Here is a 17787-nt window from a genome sequence, read left to right on the forward strand (position 1 = left end):
CCGGCGCAGCGCGCACCGGCCGCGCTGTGGCCTCCCCGGCACCCGCGGGCGCTAGGCCCGGCGGCTGCCTGCGAGGCCGTGCGGCTGATGCTGGTCACCGCGCCGCACTGCGGCCAGCCACGGGACACGGCCACATCGACCGCCGGCGCGGCCATGCCACTGACACCAGTCACCGCACCGCACCCCGACCCACTACAGACACGGCGCTGGCCTACAGGGCGGCGGTGGTCGTGGATGGGCGCACGGCTGGCGTGCTCGGCGAAGCCGCAGTGTGGCTCGCGGCGGGCGGGGTCGCCGGCGGCGCGCCGCGGCCACACCGCCGCCGGGTCCGGCATCCGCTGCGCCCACGGCACCGCCGGCACGGCGCGTGCGCCGCCCGAGGGTCCGCACGCGCCCGCCGGCGGTGGCACGGCCTCGGCCAACTCCGGCGCAGGTGCCGGCACGAACCCCACCGCCGGCACCGCCCGCAGGAGTCTCACCCGCGGGTGGTCACCCCTGGCTGTCGAACGTCACGGCCGCAAGCGGTCAGCGCGTCCATTCCTCCACGCGTACCCCGAGCAGGTCCGCCGCCGCGCGCAGCTCGCGGCGCCGGTCACCCGGGACGACGTGGATGTGGTTGGCGCCGAAACGCCGGAGAAACAGTGGGGCCTCGACATCGAGGCGGGCGAACGCGTGCGGCCATTCCGGTGTGGATCGAGCGGCCAGAGCCGTGTTGGTGGCGTCGTCGTAGCACTCGAAGTCGCCCAGGACGAGCTGGAGCCGGTAGGCGCCGTCGAGCCGGGTGAGGCGCGCGAGGGTCATCGGCCCCGGCGCGGCGAAGTGCGCCACGGAGGCGCCCCCTGCGGGGAAGAAGAACACCGACGGGTACAGGTGCACCCGGCCGAGGTTCTCCGCCGGATCGTCGCTGCGGGCGGCGAACCACGTCGCGTGCTGTCCGGAATTGCACAAATCCCACACGTCGCGATCGGGGTGGTGGTGCCGGACGTCCGCGAACAGCACCGGGGTGCCCGTGATGCGGTGCATCAGCTGCATCGTCAGCGCACCGTCCATATCGGACTCCGTCGCGGTGATGTGGACGGCCTTGGGCCCGTTCCAGTCGTACGGGTCGTTGAGCAGCGCCTCCGCCACGTCCATCGTCGCGAAGTTCTCCGTCAGCTCGGGCTGGGCCTTGATGCCCGAGAAGTCCAGGTGCCGCTCCACCGCGAGGTCCCGCACGGCCAGGTACGCGCGGATCTGCCGCTCCAGCAACGCAGGCGTGAGCTTCTCCCCGTCGTAGTGGACAGTCGCGAGCCGCTCCAGCCACTCGCGCCCGCGCGCGGCCTCGGCGGCGTCGGCCTTCTCCGCGCGCAGCACGAGCTCGTACTGGTCGATCTCCTCGACGTCCACTCCGAACTGCCGCATCCACTGGTCCGTGTTCGCGACGGCCGTGTGCATCCCCATCGGCCGCCCGCCGAACCGCCCGAACGTCGAGCCGCGCAGCGACGCGACGGCGCCGGCCGCCCGCGCCCGCACGCCGACGTCGTCGATCAGCGCCGGGTCGTCCGGCGCGCCCCACAGGCGCATGTGCGGTCGGCCGATCTGGTCCAGGGCGCCGCCCGCCGCGAGCATCCCGACGAGCCCCGGTTCCGCCGGATCGGTGGACGCGACGAGCAGCAACGGCGTCGGCGTCGCGTCGGCCGCCAGCATCGTGAAGTGCGGGAAGCTCCAGACGGCGTAGTAGAACACCGTCACGTCCACCGCGGCCGCGGCGACGGACCGGGCGGCCGCGGTCGCCGTGGTGTTGGTGGCCACGAGCCCGCCGCTGATCACGTCGTGACCGGCGGCCGTGAGGGCGGCGACGAAAGTGTCAACTTTGGATCGGATGAACCCGGTGTTGCGCCGGTGCACGTGATCGCGACCGTCGGAGATCGCGATCACCCCGATGCGCGTCATGAGCCTTGGTTGAGCTCGGCGTAGACCTGCGCGGCGTTGTCCTGGGTGATCAGCCGCGTCTGCAGGGTCTGCGTCTTCTGGACCTGCCCGCAGTCGACGAGCAGTTTCTTCGCCGCGGCAACGGCTTCCGCCCCGCCGGTCGGGTAGATGAACGTGGCCGAGAGCCGCCCGGCCTCCACCGCCTTGACGCCGCCCTCGGGCACGGGCAGCCCGTCGATCCCGACGATCGGCAACGTCGCCTTGCCCGCGTTCTGCGCGGCGAGCCGGGCACCTTCGGCCATGGGTCGTTCTCGGAGAAGATCGCCTGCGCGTCGGGGTGGGCCTTGAGCAGCGCGTCGGCCTGCTGCTGGCCCTTGTCGCGCAGCCAGTCGGCGTCGGCGGTCCCGACGATCGTGATGCCCGAGCCCGCGATGCCCTCGTCGAAGCCGTCCGCGCGTTCCTTCGCCGGCGTCGAACCCGCGAGGCCCTTCAGCTCCACGATCTTCCCGCCCTGCGGCAGCAGGTGCTCCTTGAAGTACCTGCCGGCCTGGCGCCCGATGTCCACATTGTCCGCTCCGATGAACGACGTGTACGCGTCACCGTCCACTTTGCGGTCGAGCACCAGCACCGGAATGCCCTGGTCGTAGGCCTTCTTCACGACGCTGGTGAGCGGCGTCGCCTCGTTCGGGCTGATGATCAGCAGGTCGATCTTCTGCGTGAGGAACGTGCTGACCTGCTCCACCTGCTTCGAGTTGTCCTGCGCGGCGTCGGCGAAGTTGACCGTGAACTGCGGGATCGACGCGGCCGCCTTGCGGATGTCGTCGTCCATCCGCACGCGGTAGGGCTCGCCGAGGTTCGCCTGGCTCATGCAGATGGTGAACTTCGCGGCGCCCGGCCCCTTGCACGCCTGCGTGGCGGGCCCGGCGCCGGCCGACGCCCCCGGCGCGTTCTCGTGCGTGGTGCCGCAGGCCGTGGCCACGAGGCGACCCCGGCGACCGCGAGCGCCAGCCCGCGGCGAGTGGTGGTGGACATGTGAGCTCCCCTTCCCTGGCGACCGTGCCTACGGCCCGGCCTGCGCGCGGCCCGGGCGCAGCCGTTGCAGCCCGGCGGCGAACACGATCACCACGCCGACCACGATCAGCTGCACGTTGGAGTCGATGTTGTTGAGCTGCAGGATGTTGTCGAGCACGCCGACGAGCAGCGCGCCCGCCACGGTGCCGAGCACGGTCCCGCGCCCGCCCGAAAGGCTGGTGCCGCCGATGACCACGGCAGCGATCGCGTTGAGCTCGTAGCCGCTGCCGTCGTTGGGGCCGCCGAAGTTGAGCTGTCCCGCGTGGACGATGCCGGCGAGCGCGGCGAGCAGCCCGCAGATGCCGAACACGAGCACCTTCACGCGCACCACGGGCACACCGGAGAGCCGCGCGGCCTTTTCGTTGCCGCCGATCGCGTAGATGTGCCGGGAGAAGGCGCTCACCCTCAGCAGCACCATGGCGAGGGCGGCGACCACCACGAAGATGAGCGCGGGGATCGGCACGGTGCCGTTGAAGGTCCGCTCCCCCAGCAGCGAGAACGCGACCGGCGCCTGGCCGGGACCGTCGCCGTAGGTGATCGACACGCCTTCGCCGCCGGACCACATGCGCGCGAGGCCGCGCGCGATCTGCATGCCGGCCAGGGTGACGATGAACGACTGGATGCGGAAGCGCGCGCTCGCGACCCCTTGCACCAGGCCGAAACCCAGGCCCAGCGCGAGGATCGCGAACACGGCGGGCAGGAGTGCCCAGTCGTTCGTGGTGAGCAGCTCGGCGACGCCGACGCTCGCCAGGCCCACCACCGACCCCACGGACAGGTCGATGCCGCCGACGAGGATCACCAGCGTCATGCCGACGGCGAGGATGCCGATCTCGGAGATGGCGCGCACGACGTTGAGCAGGTTGTCCGCGCCCAGGAAAACGAGGGCGCCGTCGTTCGAGGGGGAGAACACGATCGCGGCGGCGAACACCACGACGAGCCCGAAGACGCTCTGGAACCGGAACAGCGTGACGAGCACCCTGCGGCCGGTCACCTGACGTCCCCCATCGACGCGGCGAGCAGCTCGCCCTCACCGGCGAGCGCGGTGTCGAACTCGTGCGCGGTCTTGCCGCCGCGCAGCACCACGACGCGGTCGCAAACCCCGACGAGCTCGGCGGGTTCGGACGACGCGAGAAGGATCCCCACCCCCGTTTGCGCGACTTCTCCCAAGATCCGGTAGATCTCGGCCTTCGCGCCGACGTCGACTCCTCGGGTTGGTTCGTCGAGTAACAGCAGTTGTGGTTTTGTGAGCAAAGCGCGTCCGAGAACCACCTTTTGCTGATTGCCTCCGGACAACGCGCCGACCGGGTCCGCCAGTGTGCGGAGTTTGACACCGAGCTGGGCGGCCGCGTTGTGCGCGGCTTCGCGCTCTCGGCCGGCGGCGACCACGCCGAAGCGGGCGAGGGCATCGACGACGGACAGGACGGTGTTGGCGAGGACCGAATGGTCCAGCGAGAGGCCGGAGATCCGCCGGTCCTCGGGGACGAAGGCCACGCCGTTGCGGAGCGCGTCTCGCGGGGATCTCGGCCGGTATTCCTTGCCGTTGAGCTGAATCCGGCCGCCGGTGATCGTTCCGGGGGACGCGCCGTAGAGGGCCTCGAGAAGCTCGGTGCGTCCCGAGCCGAGCAGCCCGGCGACCCCGACGATCTCTCCGGCGCCGACACTCAGGCTGATCCCCGCGGGTTCACGGCGGCCGGCTTTCGGGGTGACCACGAGTTCGTCCACCATCAGAACGTGTTCGTCTTCGGACGGTCGGGTTTCGGTCGTGAACATCTGCTGCACCGGCCGGCCCACCATCGCCTCGGCGACCTGCGACGCCGTCAGCTCGCGCGCGGCGAACTCGGCCACGACCTCGCCGTTGCGCAGCACCGTCGCCCGATCCGCGACGCGTCCGATTTCTTCCATGCGGTGGGAGATGTACACCAGGGCGACCCCGGCTGTGCGCAACTGGTCGATCACTGCGAACAACCGCTCGACTTCGCGAGGGGAAAGCGCCGAGGTCGGTTCGTCCATGATCAGGATCCGTGCGTTCAGCGACAGCGCTTTCGCGATGGTCACCAATTGCTGTTCGCCGGTGCGCAACCGTTCGACGGGCGCGGTGGCGTCGAGGTCCACACCGGACTGTTCGAGCAGGGCCCGGGTGGCGCGGACCATCCGCTTGGGATCGGGCACGCCGTAGCGGGTGTGCGGCTCGCGGCCGAGGAACACGTTCTCCGCCACGGAAAGCGCCGGCACGAGGTCGAGCTCCTGGTGGATCATCGCGACGCCGGCCCGCTGCGCGTCGGCGGGGCGGGCGAACCGGACCGGCACCCCGCCGATCCGGATCACCCCCTCCTCGGCGGCCACCTCTCCGGAAAGAACATCAGGGTGGACTTGCCCGCCCCGTTCTCCCCGAGGAGTGCGTGCACCTCCCCCGCCCACACGGTGAAATCCACCGAACGAACCGCACGCACTCCGCCGTAGGTCTTGCTGACGCCGGCCAGCTCGACCAGCGCGACGCCGTCGTCGCCCATCCCCCTCGATCCCACCGTTCGAGAAATCGATTACCAGCGAAGGTAAGGGGGGCGGCCAGGTGTGTCAAGAGTCACTGGACAACCGGTGGAAAACGAGGGAAACCGGACCACCGGACACGCGAATGTGCGGAAAGCCTCGCCCGAGCGGGCCAACGCGCTACTCCGCGCAGTCCACGACCCGGGCCGATTGATCAGCGGTGCCCGTCGCTCGAAACGAGCGCCCACGGCCACGTCGAAACCGGCCGGCGCCACCACCGAGCCGGCCCGCACCACGCACCCGGCGGGCGCCCTTCACTCCGCCACGCCACCGGGGAAATCCACCACCGCGGCACGCTCCGGCTCCCCCGCCAGCAACCGCGTCCACACGGGACTCGTCGTGAAGTGGTTGTCGAACTCCTCCTGCGTGGCCAGGACCTCCGCGGGATCCGCCGCACCCCGCCGGATGCGGTCGCCCAGGCGGAAGTAGCCGAAGCGGTTCTCCCCCGGCGCCTTGACGATCAGCACGTCGGCGCCGGACCCGGCCGGAGTGCCCCACGCGTGCACGACACCCGGAGGCACCAGCAGGTAGTCGCCGGCGGTCAGGACCACCACGTCCTCGCCGACGAGAACCCGCAGGCGGCCCTCGAGCAGATAGAACATCTCCGGCGCCAGGCGGTGGAAGTGCGGCGGCGGACCGTCCACACCCGGCCCCAGCGTCGTCCGCACCACGTTCATCACGCCGCCGGTGTCGGCGGCGTCCGCGAGCAGCCACGTCCGATTGGGCGCGGCGCCCAGCACCTCGGCCTCGGCACGCCGGACCAGCACCGGTTGATTCATCCCGACCTCCTCATGCGACCGCCGATCGGAAGATAGTACGGCGTCGAACTATTCGGAGTCAAATCACATCGGAAGTTGAACACCGGGTGACGATCACGCACCGTCCCGGCGACAACCGCGGCCACGCTCCGCACTCTCGCCGTTTCCCCAGTGCTCACGCCGTACGGTTTCTGGGTGGTTTGTGGCAGACCTCGCGCGAAACGTGTCCCCGGCGGTGTGGCCTGGGCAACTTTTTGGCGGGTTCCCACAATGCAGCGGCTCCGGCATGCGCCATGCACGACATTGGTGTACCCGCCGGTAAGGGAGCAGGGTGTAAGCGAAGACAGGCGACGATCCGGACACGGACGTCGCCTGCTGCGCGTGGGTACTTGGGAGGCTCAGTCCGGTGTTCAGTCGTGTCGCCATCGTGAACCGCGGGGAAGCCGCAATGCGGTTGATCCACGCTGTCCGAGATCTTTCCGCGGAGACCGGTACCCGGATCGAGACGGTCGCCCTCTACACGGACGCGGACCGGTCCGCGACGTTCGTGCGGGAGGCCGACGTGGCCTACTCGCTCGGGCCGGCCTCGGCTCGCCCGTACCTCGATCTCACCAAGCTGGAGCAGGCGCTGGTCGAGACGAAGGCCGACGCCGCGTGGGTCGGGTGGGGCTTCGTCGCCGAGGACCCGGCGTTCGCCCAGCTGTGCGAGAAGGTGGGGGTCACCTTCATCGGGCCGAGCGCCGACGCCATGCGCCGGCTCGGTGACAAGATCGGCGCGAAGCTGATCGCCGAGGAGGTCGGCGTCCCCGTGGCGCCGTGGAGCCGCGGCGAGGTCGCGACGCTCGAAGACGCGCTGGCGGCCGGCGACAAGATCGGCTACCCGCTCATGCTCAAGGCCACCGCGGGCGGCGGCGGGCGCGGCATCCGCAAGGTGTCCTCGGCCGACGAGCTCACCGACGCCTACGAGCGCACCAGCCAGGAAGCGCTGCGCGCGTTCGGCAGCGGCATCGTGTTCCTGGAGCGCCTGGTCACGGGCGCCCGTCACGTCGAGGTCCAGGTGATCTCCGACGGCGACACGGCGTGGGCACTGGGCGTGCGCGACTGCTCGGTGCAGCGGCGCAACCAGAAGATCATCGAGGAGTCGGCGTCGCCGGTCCTCTCTCCGGAGCAGACGGCCGAGCTGAAGTCCTCGGCCGAGCGGCTCGCGGTCAAGGTCGGCTACCGCGGTGCGTGCACCGTCGAGTTCCTCTACCATCCGGGCGAGAAGCTGTTCGCCTTCCTCGAGGTGAACACCCGCCTGCAGGTGGAACACCCGATCACGGAGATCACCACCGGCACGGACCTGGTCCGGCTGCAGCTGCACGTCGCGTCGGGCGGCAAGCTCGAGGGCGAGCAGCCCGCCGAGCTCGGCCACGCCGTGGAGGCGCGGCTCAACGCCGAGGACCCCGACCGCGACTTCGCCCCCTCGCCCGGCCACATCGCGCGGCTGCAGCTGCCGGCCGGCCCCGGCATCCGCGTCGACACCGGCGTGAGCGAAGGCGACACGATCCCCGCCGACTTCGACTCGATGATCGCCAAGATCATCGCCTACGGCCGCGACCGCGACCAGGCGCTCGCCCGGCTGCGCCGCGCCATGTCCGAGACCACCGTGATCATCGAAGGCGGCGCCACCAACAAGAGCTTCGTGCTCGACCTGCTCGACCAGCCCGAGGTGATCGACGCCAGCGCCGACACCGGCTGGATCGACCGCGTCCGCGCCGAAGGCCGCCTGGTCACCAGCAAGCACTCCGCGATCGCGCTCGCCGCCGCGGCCATCGAGGCCTACGAGGACGAGGAAGAGATCGCCCGCGTACGGCTGCTGTCGACCGCGCACGGCGGGCGCCCGCAGGTGCAGTTCGAGAGCGGCCGTCCGCTCGACCTGAAGCTGCGCGGCGTCGCGTACCGCGTGAGCGTCGCGCGCATCGGGCCGAAGCGTTTCCGTGTCGGCATCAGCGGCGGCGGCGACGTGTACCCGGCCGACGTCGAGATCGAGCGCTTCGACTCCCACAGCGGCCAGATCACCGTGAACGGCACGCGGTTCCGCCTCGTCGCCGCCACCCACGGCCCGATCCACCTGGTCGAGGTCGACGGCATCACCCACCGTGTGAGCCGCGACGAGGGCGGTGTCGTCCGCTCCCCCGCGCCCGCGCTGGTCGTCGCGACGCCGCTGGCCGTCGGTGACGAGGTCGACGCGAACGCGCCGATCCTCGTGCTGGAGAGCATGAAGATGGAGACGGTGCTGCGTGCGCCGTTCCGCGCCCGGGTGCGGGAGCTGCCCGTGTCGGTCGGCAGCCAGGTCGAGACCGGCGCCGCGCTGATGCGCCTCGAACCGCTGGCCGACGACGATGAGGCGGCGGAAACCGCCGACGCCGGCGAGACCGTGGAGATCGAGCTGCCCGCCGAGCCCACGGCCACCTCCGCCGCCGACCGCGCGGCCCGCGGGCTGCAGGACCTGCGCGGCCTGCTCCTCGGGTTCGACGTCGACCCGCACGACCAGCGCCGCACGCTCGCCGGCTACCTCGCCGCACGGGCCGAGCTGGGTGCGGCCCGGCCGCTGGCGGACGAGGTGGAGCTGCTGGGTGTGTTCGCCGACCTGTCGGAGCTCACGCGCAACAAGCCGGCCGGCGAAGACGTCAGCCCGGCGAGCCCGGTGCACAGCGCCCGCGAGTACTTCCACGCGTACCTGCAGAGCCTCGACGTGGAGCGCGCCGGGCTGCCCGAGACGTTCCAGGCCCGCCTGCGCCGCGTGCTCGGCCACTACGGCGTGACCGACCTGGAGCGCACGCCGGAGCTGGAGGAAGCGGTCTTCCGCATTTTCCTGGCCCAGCAACGGTCTTCGTCGGACGTCGCGATCGTCACGGCGCTGCTGCGGCAGTGGCTCACGGAGGCGCCGCCCACCGGCGACCTGCGGGAGGAGGCCGGCCTGGCGCTGGAACACCTCGTCGCCGCGACGCAGGTGCGCCACCCGGCGGTGAGCGACTTCGCGCGCGGTGTGGTGTTCCGCTGGTTCGCCCAGCCGCTGCTGCGCCGGGCCCGCGCCGAGGTCTACGCCGAAGTCCGCCAGAGCCTCAAGTACCTCGACCGCAACCCGGACGCGGCGGACCGCGCGGAGCTCATCGCCGGCATGGTGTCGAGCTCCGAGCCGCTGGTGCGGCTGCTCGGCCAGCGCATCGGCCGGCCGGGCACGGATCCCGCGCCGCTGCTGGAAGTTCTCACCCGGCGTTACTACGGCAACAAGACCCTGTCCGAAGTCGAACGGCGCGAGGTCGCCGAGTGTGTGTTCGTCACCGCGGAGCACGCCGAGCCCGCGCGGGTGGTCACCACGGCCGTCGACTTCGCGCGGCTGCCCGCCGCCGTCCGCGCCGCGGGTGAGCTGGCGAGCGACGCCGGCACGTACGCCGTGGCCGACATCTACGTGACGTGGGCCGACCAGCCCGAATCCGACTCGATGGCCGCGCGGCTCGGCGAGGTCATCGCCGCTCAGCCGCTGCCGGAGGCGATCACGCGCATCACCACCACCGTCGCCGGGGGCGGCGGAGCCGTGATGCACCACCACTTCACCTTCCGCCGCGGCGCTGACGGCTTCGCGGAGGACCGGCTGATCCGCGGCCTGCACCCGCGCGTCGCTGAGCGCATGCAGCTGGAGCGGCTGCAGGAGTTCGACCTGACGCGCCTGCCTTCGGCCGACGAAGAGGTGTACCTGTTCAAGTCCGTCGCGAAGGCCAACCCGGCCGACGAACGGCTCGTCGCGATGGCGCAGGTGCGTGACCTGACGCCGCTGCGCGAGGCCGACGGCCGGCTCGTGTCGCTGCCCGCGGCCGAGGACACCCTGGCCGCGTGCCTCGACGCGATCCGCAACGTGCAGGCGCAGCGCCCGGCCCGGAAACGCTTCGACACCAACCGCATCGTCATCTACGTGTGGCCGCCGAGCGACCTCACCATGGACGAGCTGAACCTGCTCGCCCAGCGCGTGCTGCCCTCGACGGCGGGCGCGGGCCTGGAGGAGATCCAGTTCCTGGCGCGGCGGCGCAACCCGGAGACGGGCGAGCTGACCGAGCTGGCCGTGACGATCCGCACCGTGGCCGGCTCGGGCGTGCGCCTGTCCGTCGGGGAGCCGTCGCAGGATCCGGTGCAGCCGCTGGACGACTACCGCCAGAAGGTGCTGCGCGCGGCGCGGCGCGACACCGTGTACCCGTACGAGCTGACCGACCTGCTCGCCGGCGGCGGCACGTTCACCGAACACGACCTCGACGACTCCGGGGTGCTCGTGCCGGTCGAGCGGCCGAAGGGGCGCAACAAGGCCGGGATCGTCGCGGGGGTCGTCTCCACGCCGACCGAGCGGGTGCCCGAGGGCGTCACGCGGGTGGTGCTGCTGGGCGACCCGACGAAGTCGCTCGGCGCGCTGGCGGAGCCGGAGTGCGCGCGGGTGATCGGCGCGCTCGACCTGGCCGAGCGGATGCAGGTCCCCGTCGAGTGGTTCGCGCTGTCGTCCGGCGCCAAGATCTCCATGGACTCCGGGGTGGAGAACATGGACTGGATCGCGGCGGCGCTCAAGCGGATCGTCGAGTTCACGCAGGACGGCGGGGAGATCAACATCGTCGTCTCCGGCATCACCGTCGGCGGCCAGCCGTACTGGAACGCCGAAGCGACGATGCTCATGCACACCAAGGGCATCCTGGTCATGACGCCCGACTCCGCGATGGTGCTGACGGGCAAGCAGTCGCTCGACTTCTCCGGTGGCGTGTCGGCCGAGGACAACTTCGGCATCGGCGGCTACGACCGCGTGATGGGCCCGAACGGCCAGGCGCAGTACTGGGCGCCGAACCTGGCGGGCGCGCGCGACGTGCTGATGGCGCACTACGACCACACCTACGTCGTGCCGGGTGAACCCGGCCCGCGCACCGCGGCGACGTCGGACCCGGTCAGCCGCGACGTGTCGGACTTCCCGCACGCGATCGTCGGCAGCGACTTCACCACGGTGGGTCAGATCTTCTCGGCCGAGCACAACCCGGACCGGAAGAAGCCGTTCGACATCCGCACGGTGATGCGCGCTCTGTCCGACCAGGACCACCCGGTGCTGGAGCGCTGGGCTGGCATGGCCGACGCGGACACGGCGGCGGTGCAGGACGTCCACGTCGGCGGGCATCCCGTGTGCCTGCTCGGCATCGAGTCGCGCTCGGTGCCGCGCCGCGGCTTCCCGCCCACCGACGGCCCGGACACCTACACCGCGGGCACCCTGTTCCCGCGTTCGTCCAAAAAGGTCGCCCGCGCCATCAACTCGGCCAGCGGCAACCGCCCGCTGGTGGTGCTGGCGAACCTGTCGGGCTTCGACGGCTCCCCGGAGTCCATGCGCAAGCTGCAGCTGGAGTACGGCGCCGAGATCGGCCGCGCGGTCGTCAACTTCGACGGCCCGATCGTCTTCACCGTCATCTCCCGCTACCACGGCGGGGCGTTCGTGGTGTTCTCCAAGGCGCTCAACCCGAACATGACGGTGCTCGCCCTGGAAGGCTCCTTCGCCTCGGTCCTGGGCGGCGCGCCGGCCGCCGCGGTGGTCTTCTCGGGCGAGGTCACCACGCGTACGGCGAACGACCCGCGGGTCTCCTCGCTGCAGGCGCGGCTGAGTGAACTGAGCGGCGCCGAGCGCGCGGCCTGCGCGGCCGAGCTGGCGGAGGTGCAGTCGTCCGTGCGCGCCGAGAAGCTGGGCGAGGTGGCCGCAGAGTTCGACCGCGTGCACAGCATCCAGCGCGCCGTGGAGGTCGGCTCCGTGGACGCGATCATCAGCGTGGCGGACCTCCGGCCGCGGATCGTGGAGGCGATCGAGCACGGGTTGAAGCACTGAGGTTGGTGTGGGGGAAACGCCGGGCTCCGGGTGGGGTCCGGCGTTTGCTTTGTCCTCAGTAGACAGTGGCTGCTTGGCGGGGACCCAAGACGCGCAGCCCGCCCCGCCGAGGGGACGGCCGCGTACGCGAGAGGCTGCGATCTCAGGAGGACCGAGACGCAAGTCGCCGGGCGACTCGGGCCAGGCGAGTCCGCGGCCTCATTCGAGCTTGCTCTCACCAGCTGGGCGCGGCACCGCAGAGCTGCGAATCTGGGCCGGAGCCTGGCGGTACATGCGAGACATGGCGTCTCGCCGAGCCCGAGGCGCACGTCGCCGGGCAGAGCCCAGCGCAGCCGCCCCGGCCGCGCACGCGTGAGGCCACGCCGCGGGATGACCGAGGCACGCGCCGAGCAGAAACCCAGTGCAATCGGCAGTCTCAGCCGGCGTGTCCTCAGTAGACAGAGGCGAGCAGGGCCTCGACCTCGTCCTGGTGTGGGGCACGGGGTGCGTTTTTCGTCACCGCGTCCGCCAGGGCGGCCGTGGCCAGCGCGGGCAGGTCGGCGCGGGTGAGGCCGAAGGTGCGCAGCGGGCGTTTGAGGTCGAGGGCCACGGAGATCGCGCGGACGGCGTCGATGGCGTCGGGGGCGCGGAGGGCGTCGGCGACGGTGGTGTAGGCCGTCGTCGCGAAGGGGGCCGTGTAGGTCATGACCTCCTCCAGCACCGCGGCCAGCGCGACGCCGTGCGGGGTGCCGGTGCGGGCGGTGATGGCGTGGCCGAGGCCGTGGACCAGGCCGAGGCCCGAACGCGTCAGGGCCTGGCCCGCGAGGTGCGCGCCGAGCATGAGCTGGGAGCGGGCCTCCAGGTCGGCGCCGTCGCGGTAGGCGATCGGGAGCCAGGCGCCGACGAGGGCGACGGCGCGGGCGGCGTCGGCGGCCGACACCGCGTCGGCGCCGAGGGAGGCGAGGGACTCGACGCCGTGGACGAGGGCGTCGAGGCCGGTGGCGGCGGTGATCGAGGCGGGGAGGCCGAGCGTGAGCTCCGGGTCGAGCACGGCGATCCGCGGCCGGACCGAGTCGTGTCCGATGTAGACCTTCCGGCGGGCGCGGACGTCTTCCACCACACCGAAACCGTTGGTCTCCGCGCCGGTGCCCGAGGTCGTCGGCACGGCGACGATCGGCAGCCCGTCCGAAGCGGACCACAGCGTGTCGGCGTCGGCGGCGAGCGAGCCGGGGTTGCCGGCCAGCAGCGAGATGCCCTTGGCCGCGTCGAGAGCGGACCCGCCACCGAGGGCGATCACGACCGCGGCCCCGTCCTCACGCAGGCGGGCGGCGCCGCGGTCGAGCTCCGTCGTCGCGGGGTTGGGGCCGATGTCCTCGTGTACGGCACACGCCACGCCGGCCGCGGCGAAGATCTTCTCGACCCGCCCGACGATGTCGGTCGCGCGCAGGCCGCGGTCGGTCACCACGAAGACCCGCGACCCGCCCAGCTCGGCGGCGAACTCCGGCAGCCGTTCGACGAAGCCGGGCCCGAACTCGGTCCGCACCACGCGTACCCCTTTCCCGGGAGAGGTGGACAAGTCGACAACTCAGGAGAGGTCGAGCCAGGTGGTCTTCACCGCGGTGTGCGCGTCGAGCGAGTGCAGCGGCTTGTCGTGCCCCGCGCCGGTCGCCGTGAACCCGCCGGACCGGCCGTCGACGAACGGCCCGGTCTCGGGGGTCAGCTTCCCGGCCGCGGCCGGCCGGTCTTCGTGGATCAGATACGCCACCGGTCCACCGCCTCCTCGTCGAGGTCGACGCCGAGCCCCGGCCGTTGCGGCACGGCGAGCTCGCCGTCCGGGGTGATCGTCAGGGGTTCGGCCAGCATGAAGTCGCGTCGCTGCGGAGTCCAGCCCGGTGGGTCGTGCGGGAACTCCAGGTACGGGCCGGCGCCGACGCCCGCCGCGAGCGCGAGGTTCGCGAGCAGGCCGATGCCGTTGGTCCAGCTGTGCGGGGTGAACGCGCGGTGCTTCAGCTGCGCCACCTCGGCGAGTGTGCGGGCGCGGTGCATTCCCACCGCGAGCACGGCGTCCATTTGGTAGACATCGAGCACGTCCTGTTCGAGATAGCACAGCAGGTCGGGTACGGAGTGGTGCATTTCTCCCGCGGCGATGCGAAGCCCGGGGTTTTCCGAACGCAGGGTGCGAAAACCTTCGACATCGGCGTAGGGCAAGGGTTCTTCGACCCAGAACACCTCGAGCTCGGCCAGGCGCCGCACGAGGCGGCGGGTCGCGGCGAGGTCGGTGGCGGGCGCGGTGTCGCCGGCCATGCGCCAGGACTGGTTGAGATCCACCATGATGTGAAAATTCGAACCGAGAGCACCACGCACGGCGGCCACGGTCTCGACACCCTCGTCGGCGCGGTCGCGGTCGATGCGGATTTTCAGTGCGCGGAAGCCTTCTTCGCGGGCCTGCTGCGCTGCCTCGACGCGTTCGGCCGGCGGTTTGAGCTCGGCCGAAGAAGCGTAGACGGGCAGCGACCGCGCGGAGTTCCCGAAGAGCGTGGCGACGGGGAGGCCCGCGACCTGGCCGATGACGTCCCAGAGCGCGGCTTCGAGTGGCCAGTAGCGGCCGCCGTGGAAGTTGGCCGTCTCGATGGCTTTGACGTGGCGGACGATGTCCAGCGGATCGGTGCCGACGAACAGGTGCTCCACGACCTCGAAGCCCGCCATCGTGTCGCCGGAGCCGATGCCGGTGATGCCTTCGTCGGTGTGGACGCGCACGATCGTGGCGTCGAAGTGCCGCCGCGGCTCGGGGTCCCACGCCGCGTGCAGCGGGGGGTCGAGCGGCAGGCGCAGGTGGTCGAGGGTGATCGCGGTGATCTTCATCGGCTTCGACGCTACGAGCGCGCCGGGCGGGCCGACAAGGGTGCGCGGGACATCGCAACGTGTGTTGCGCTCAGGCCAACTCGGTTTAGGGTTCGGCCATGACGGTGTCCGGGCACGGCCTGCGCCGCGACCTCGACCTGCTCGAGGCCCTGGCCTCGGCCGAGGCCCAGCGCGCGGGCGGCCTCGGCGTGGTGCGGCTGGCCGCGTTGACCGGGCGCGAGAAGAGCCAGGTCTCGCGCGCGCTCAAGGCGCTGGCGCTGGAGGGCGTGATCGAGCGAGATCCCGACACTCTCCGCTACCGCATGGGCCGGCGGCTGTTTTCGCTGGTCGCGCGCAGTGCGGAGGATCGGCTGGTGCGCGCCGCGGAGCCCGTGATGCACGCGCTGTCGGCGGACCTCGAGGAGACGAGCCACCTGTGCGTGCTGCGCGACCGCGAGGTGCTGACGCTGCTTTCGGTGTCGGGGCACTCGTTCCGCGTGCACGAGTGGGAGGGCCGCGGCGTGCCGGCCGACCGCACGTCCGCCGGGCGCGTGCTGCTGTTCGACGCCACGCCTGACGAGCTCTACGTGCGGTTCCCGGGCCATCCGGCGCTGCCCACGTTGTGGACGACGATCCGGGCCGCCCGGGAGGAGGGGTTCGCCCGGGTGGTGGAGGAGTTCGAACCGGGGCTGTCGGGTGTGTCGGCTCCGGTGCGGGACTTCCGGGGACGGGTGACGGCGGCGCTGAACATCTCGGCGCCGCACGCGCGGATCCGTTCCCGGCTTGAGGAAGCGGGGCGCCGGACGGTTGCGGCGGCGGATGTGGTGTCGGCGAATCTGGGGTGGGAGCCGGAGCCACCGCCGGGGCGGATGACCTGACGGGCGCCGGAGTCTCGGCGGCGGCATCGAATCCCGGGTGGTTCGGGAGGTGCTTCGATGCCGGGCATTTGCTTCGGCGCAACGGAACGAACCGGGATTCGGGCACTGGGCAGGTCGGTGGAAGGGTGTCGAGGCGTCACCACGAGCGGCGGGCGACCAGGACCGGGTCGAGCGTGACCCGGTCCTGGTGCCGACGTGACGGACGGGCACCGGGTCCACTGTGGACTCGGCGCCCGTGTTGCGCTGGTCAGTCTTCGGGGTCGTCCTGGTCTTCGGCGAGGAGGGCGTAGAGGCGGCGGCGCGCGTCGGCCAGGATCTTGCGCATTTCGGCGGCCTGGGAGTCGGTGCCGGTGTACGCGACCTGGCCCGCGGCGGCCCAGAGGTCACCGAGTTGCTTGTGCAGGGCGGCGAAGCGGTCGGCGGCCGGGTCGTCCTCGGGAGCGTGGGAGGCCCACAGCGCCGCGAACTCCTCCTCGCGGCCCGCGACGTGCTCGCGCCCCGCCTCGGTCAGGTGCGCGACGCGGCGGCCGCCTTCCTCGGCCGAGCGGACGAGGCCTTCGTCCTCCAGCTGCTGCAGGATCGGGTAGATCGAGCCGGGGCTCGGACGCCACTCCTCGTTCGAGCGGCGGCGGATTTCCTGCATGAGCTGGTAGCCGTGCATCGGGCCCTCGGCCAGCAAGGCGAGCACCGCCGGGCGCACGGGCCGCGCCGGGCCGCGGGAGCCGCGGCCACCCCACTGGCGACCGTCGCCGAACCACGCGCGGGGACCACCGGGACCGCCGGGGCCACCCGGGAAGCCGCCGAAGCCCGGGCCGCCGGGAAACCCGGGCCCCGGTGGAACCGGCGGCATCGGCGGAGGCGGCGGGAACCCGCCCGGCCCGCGCGCCGCGTCGGGCGCGAAGCCGAAGGGCTCGCCGGGGCCGCCGAAGTGGCCTGGATCGTGGTGACCTGGATCGTGGTGACCGGGCCCGTGGTGACCGCCGAAGTGCGCGGGGATGCCGGGGCCGTCGTGGCCGGGCCCGTGGTGACCGCCGAAGTGCTCGGGGGCGCCAGGGCCGTGATGGCCGAAGCCGAACCTCGCGCCGAGGCCGGATCGCGTGAATTCGCCCGGGCCGCCGATGCCTGGGTGGCGCTTTCCGTGCGCGCCGGGGTGGTCGGGTCCCGGATGGCCTGGGCCGTGGTGGGCGAAGCCGAAGCCGCCGCCCCGGGGCGGTCCGCCGTGGTGGCCGGCGAAGTGCTCGGGGCCGTGGGGGTCGAAGGCGTGGTGCTCGCCGTCGTGGTGGGGGAAGCCGTGGTGGCTGGTGAAGTCGCCGGGGTCTTGTGCGCCGCCGAAGCCGTTGAACATGTGGTGGGTGCCCGCTGTCCTGGTCATGAGAATCCCTTCGTGTGCTATCGCCGACATACCCACGATATATCGGCGAACTATCGACGGCAAGCTCGCAGGTCAGCGGAATGAAAGGCAGTCGGGAGCCCGGGCCGGGCCGTGTGGACACGCGCCGTAGGTCGGTCTCCCCGGGGCGGAGACGGCGAGGGCGTGATCGCTGCCGGGCTCAGCCGCGTCGTGATGCCAGCGGGGCGCCCCGTTCGGACGCCGGCGCGCCGGTGCGGATCCGCGCGAGGATCCGCACCGGCGGCTGACTCGGGTGCCGGGCCGCGCGAGAGGCGGCGAGACGGGGCGGGGCTTGCCGGGTCGGGACCGGCCGGGCTTGTCGGGTCGGAACGGGGCGGCTTGCCGGGTCGGGACCGGCCGGGCTTGTCGGGTCGGACGGGGCGGGGCTTGTCGGGTCGGGACCGGCCGGGCTTGTCGGGTCGGACGGGGCGGGGCTTGTCGGGTCGGAACGGGGCGGGGCTTGTCGGGTCGGAACGGGGCGGGGCTTGTCGGGTCGGAACGGGGCGGGGCTTGTCGGGTCGGACGGGGCGGGGC

Annotated in this window: 11 protein-coding genes and 1 pseudogene; 2 read left to right on the forward strand and 10 right to left on the reverse strand. The window is 72.0% G+C overall.

Annotation, left to right across the window (positions count from 1 at the left end):
- Positions 1-525: 525 nt before the first annotated feature.
- From AB0K15_RS07290 to AB0K15_RS07315, 6 genes and pseudogenes are all read right to left on the reverse strand, one after another.
- On the reverse strand, positions 526-1932 hold the full coding sequence (locus AB0K15_RS07290) for a fucose isomerase (protein WP_364046526.1): 1407 nt from the start codon (positions 1930-1932) through the stop codon (positions 526-528).
- Positions 1933-1981: 49 nt separating this feature from the next.
- Positions 1982-2890: a substrate-binding domain-containing protein gene (locus tag AB0K15_RS07295; RefSeq protein WP_364046528.1), complete on the reverse strand. Its 909-nt coding sequence runs from the start codon at positions 2888-2890 to the stop codon at positions 1982-1984.
- An 81-nt stretch (positions 2891-2971) separates the two neighbouring features.
- Positions 2972-3973, reverse strand: a complete 1002-nt coding sequence (locus AB0K15_RS07300) for an ABC transporter permease (protein ID WP_364046530.1) — start codon at positions 3971-3973, stop codon at positions 2972-2974.
- Positions 3970-4992: a sugar ABC transporter ATP-binding protein gene (locus AB0K15_RS07305; RefSeq protein ID WP_364046705.1), complete on the reverse strand. Its 1023-nt coding sequence runs from the start codon at positions 4990-4992 to the stop codon at positions 3970-3972. Before AB0K15_RS07305 ends, AB0K15_RS07300 begins: the two co-directional genes overlap by 4 nt.
- 42 nt (positions 4993-5034) lie before the next feature.
- A pseudogene (locus tag AB0K15_RS07310) lies at positions 5035-5492 on the reverse strand (ATP-binding cassette domain-containing protein); the annotation flags it as partial.
- Positions 5493-5783: 291 nt separating this feature from the next.
- On the reverse strand, positions 5784-6308 hold the full coding sequence (locus AB0K15_RS07315; RefSeq protein ID WP_364046532.1) for a cupin domain-containing protein: 525 nt from the start codon (positions 6306-6308) through the stop codon (positions 5784-5786).
- Positions 6309-6693: 385 nt separating this feature from the next.
- Here AB0K15_RS07315 and AB0K15_RS07320 point away from each other — a divergent pair, with 385 nt between their 5' ends.
- Entirely contained in the window at positions 6694-12165 is a 5472-nt protein-coding gene (locus tag AB0K15_RS07320; RefSeq protein WP_364046534.1) for a biotin carboxylase N-terminal domain-containing protein, read from the forward strand.
- 430 nt (positions 12166-12595) lie between these two features.
- Here AB0K15_RS07320 and AB0K15_RS07325 read toward each other — a convergent pair whose 3' ends face one another.
- Genes AB0K15_RS07325 through AB0K15_RS07335 form a run of 3 tightly spaced genes read right to left on the reverse strand, consistent with a single transcriptional unit; the run spans position 12596 to position 15006 of the window.
- Positions 12596-13690 carry an iron-containing alcohol dehydrogenase gene (locus AB0K15_RS07325; protein WP_364046537.1) on the reverse strand — a complete coding sequence of 365 codons (1095 nt, stop codon included), beginning with the start codon at positions 13688-13690 and terminating at the stop codon, positions 12596-12598.
- A gap of 39 nt (positions 13691-13729) precedes the next feature.
- Positions 13730-13909, reverse strand: a complete 180-nt coding sequence (locus AB0K15_RS07330) for a hypothetical protein (protein WP_364046540.1) — start codon at positions 13907-13909, stop codon at positions 13730-13732.
- Positions 13897-15006, reverse strand: a complete 1110-nt coding sequence (locus AB0K15_RS07335; protein WP_364046543.1) for a mandelate racemase/muconate lactonizing enzyme family protein — start codon at positions 15004-15006, stop codon at positions 13897-13899. Before AB0K15_RS07335 ends, AB0K15_RS07330 begins: the two co-directional genes overlap by 13 nt.
- Before the next feature lie 98 nt (positions 15007-15104).
- Here AB0K15_RS07335 and AB0K15_RS07340 point away from each other — a divergent pair, with 98 nt between their 5' ends.
- On the forward strand, positions 15105-15863 hold the full coding sequence (locus AB0K15_RS07340) for an IclR family transcriptional regulator (RefSeq protein ID WP_364046546.1): 759 nt from the start codon (positions 15105-15107) through the stop codon (positions 15861-15863).
- Positions 15864-16110: 247 nt separating this feature from the next.
- Here the strand turns inward: AB0K15_RS07340 and AB0K15_RS07345 are convergent, their stop codons facing one another.
- Complete coding sequence (locus AB0K15_RS07345; RefSeq protein ID WP_364046549.1) at positions 16111-17235, reverse strand: PadR family transcriptional regulator; 1125 nt, start codon at positions 17233-17235, stop codon at positions 16111-16113.
- Between the last annotated feature and the right edge of the window lie 552 nt (positions 17236-17787).

The organism is Amycolatopsis sp. NPDC049253 (assembly GCF_040678995.1).
Classification (GTDB): domain Bacteria; phylum Actinomycetota; class Actinomycetes; order Mycobacteriales; family Pseudonocardiaceae; genus Amycolatopsis.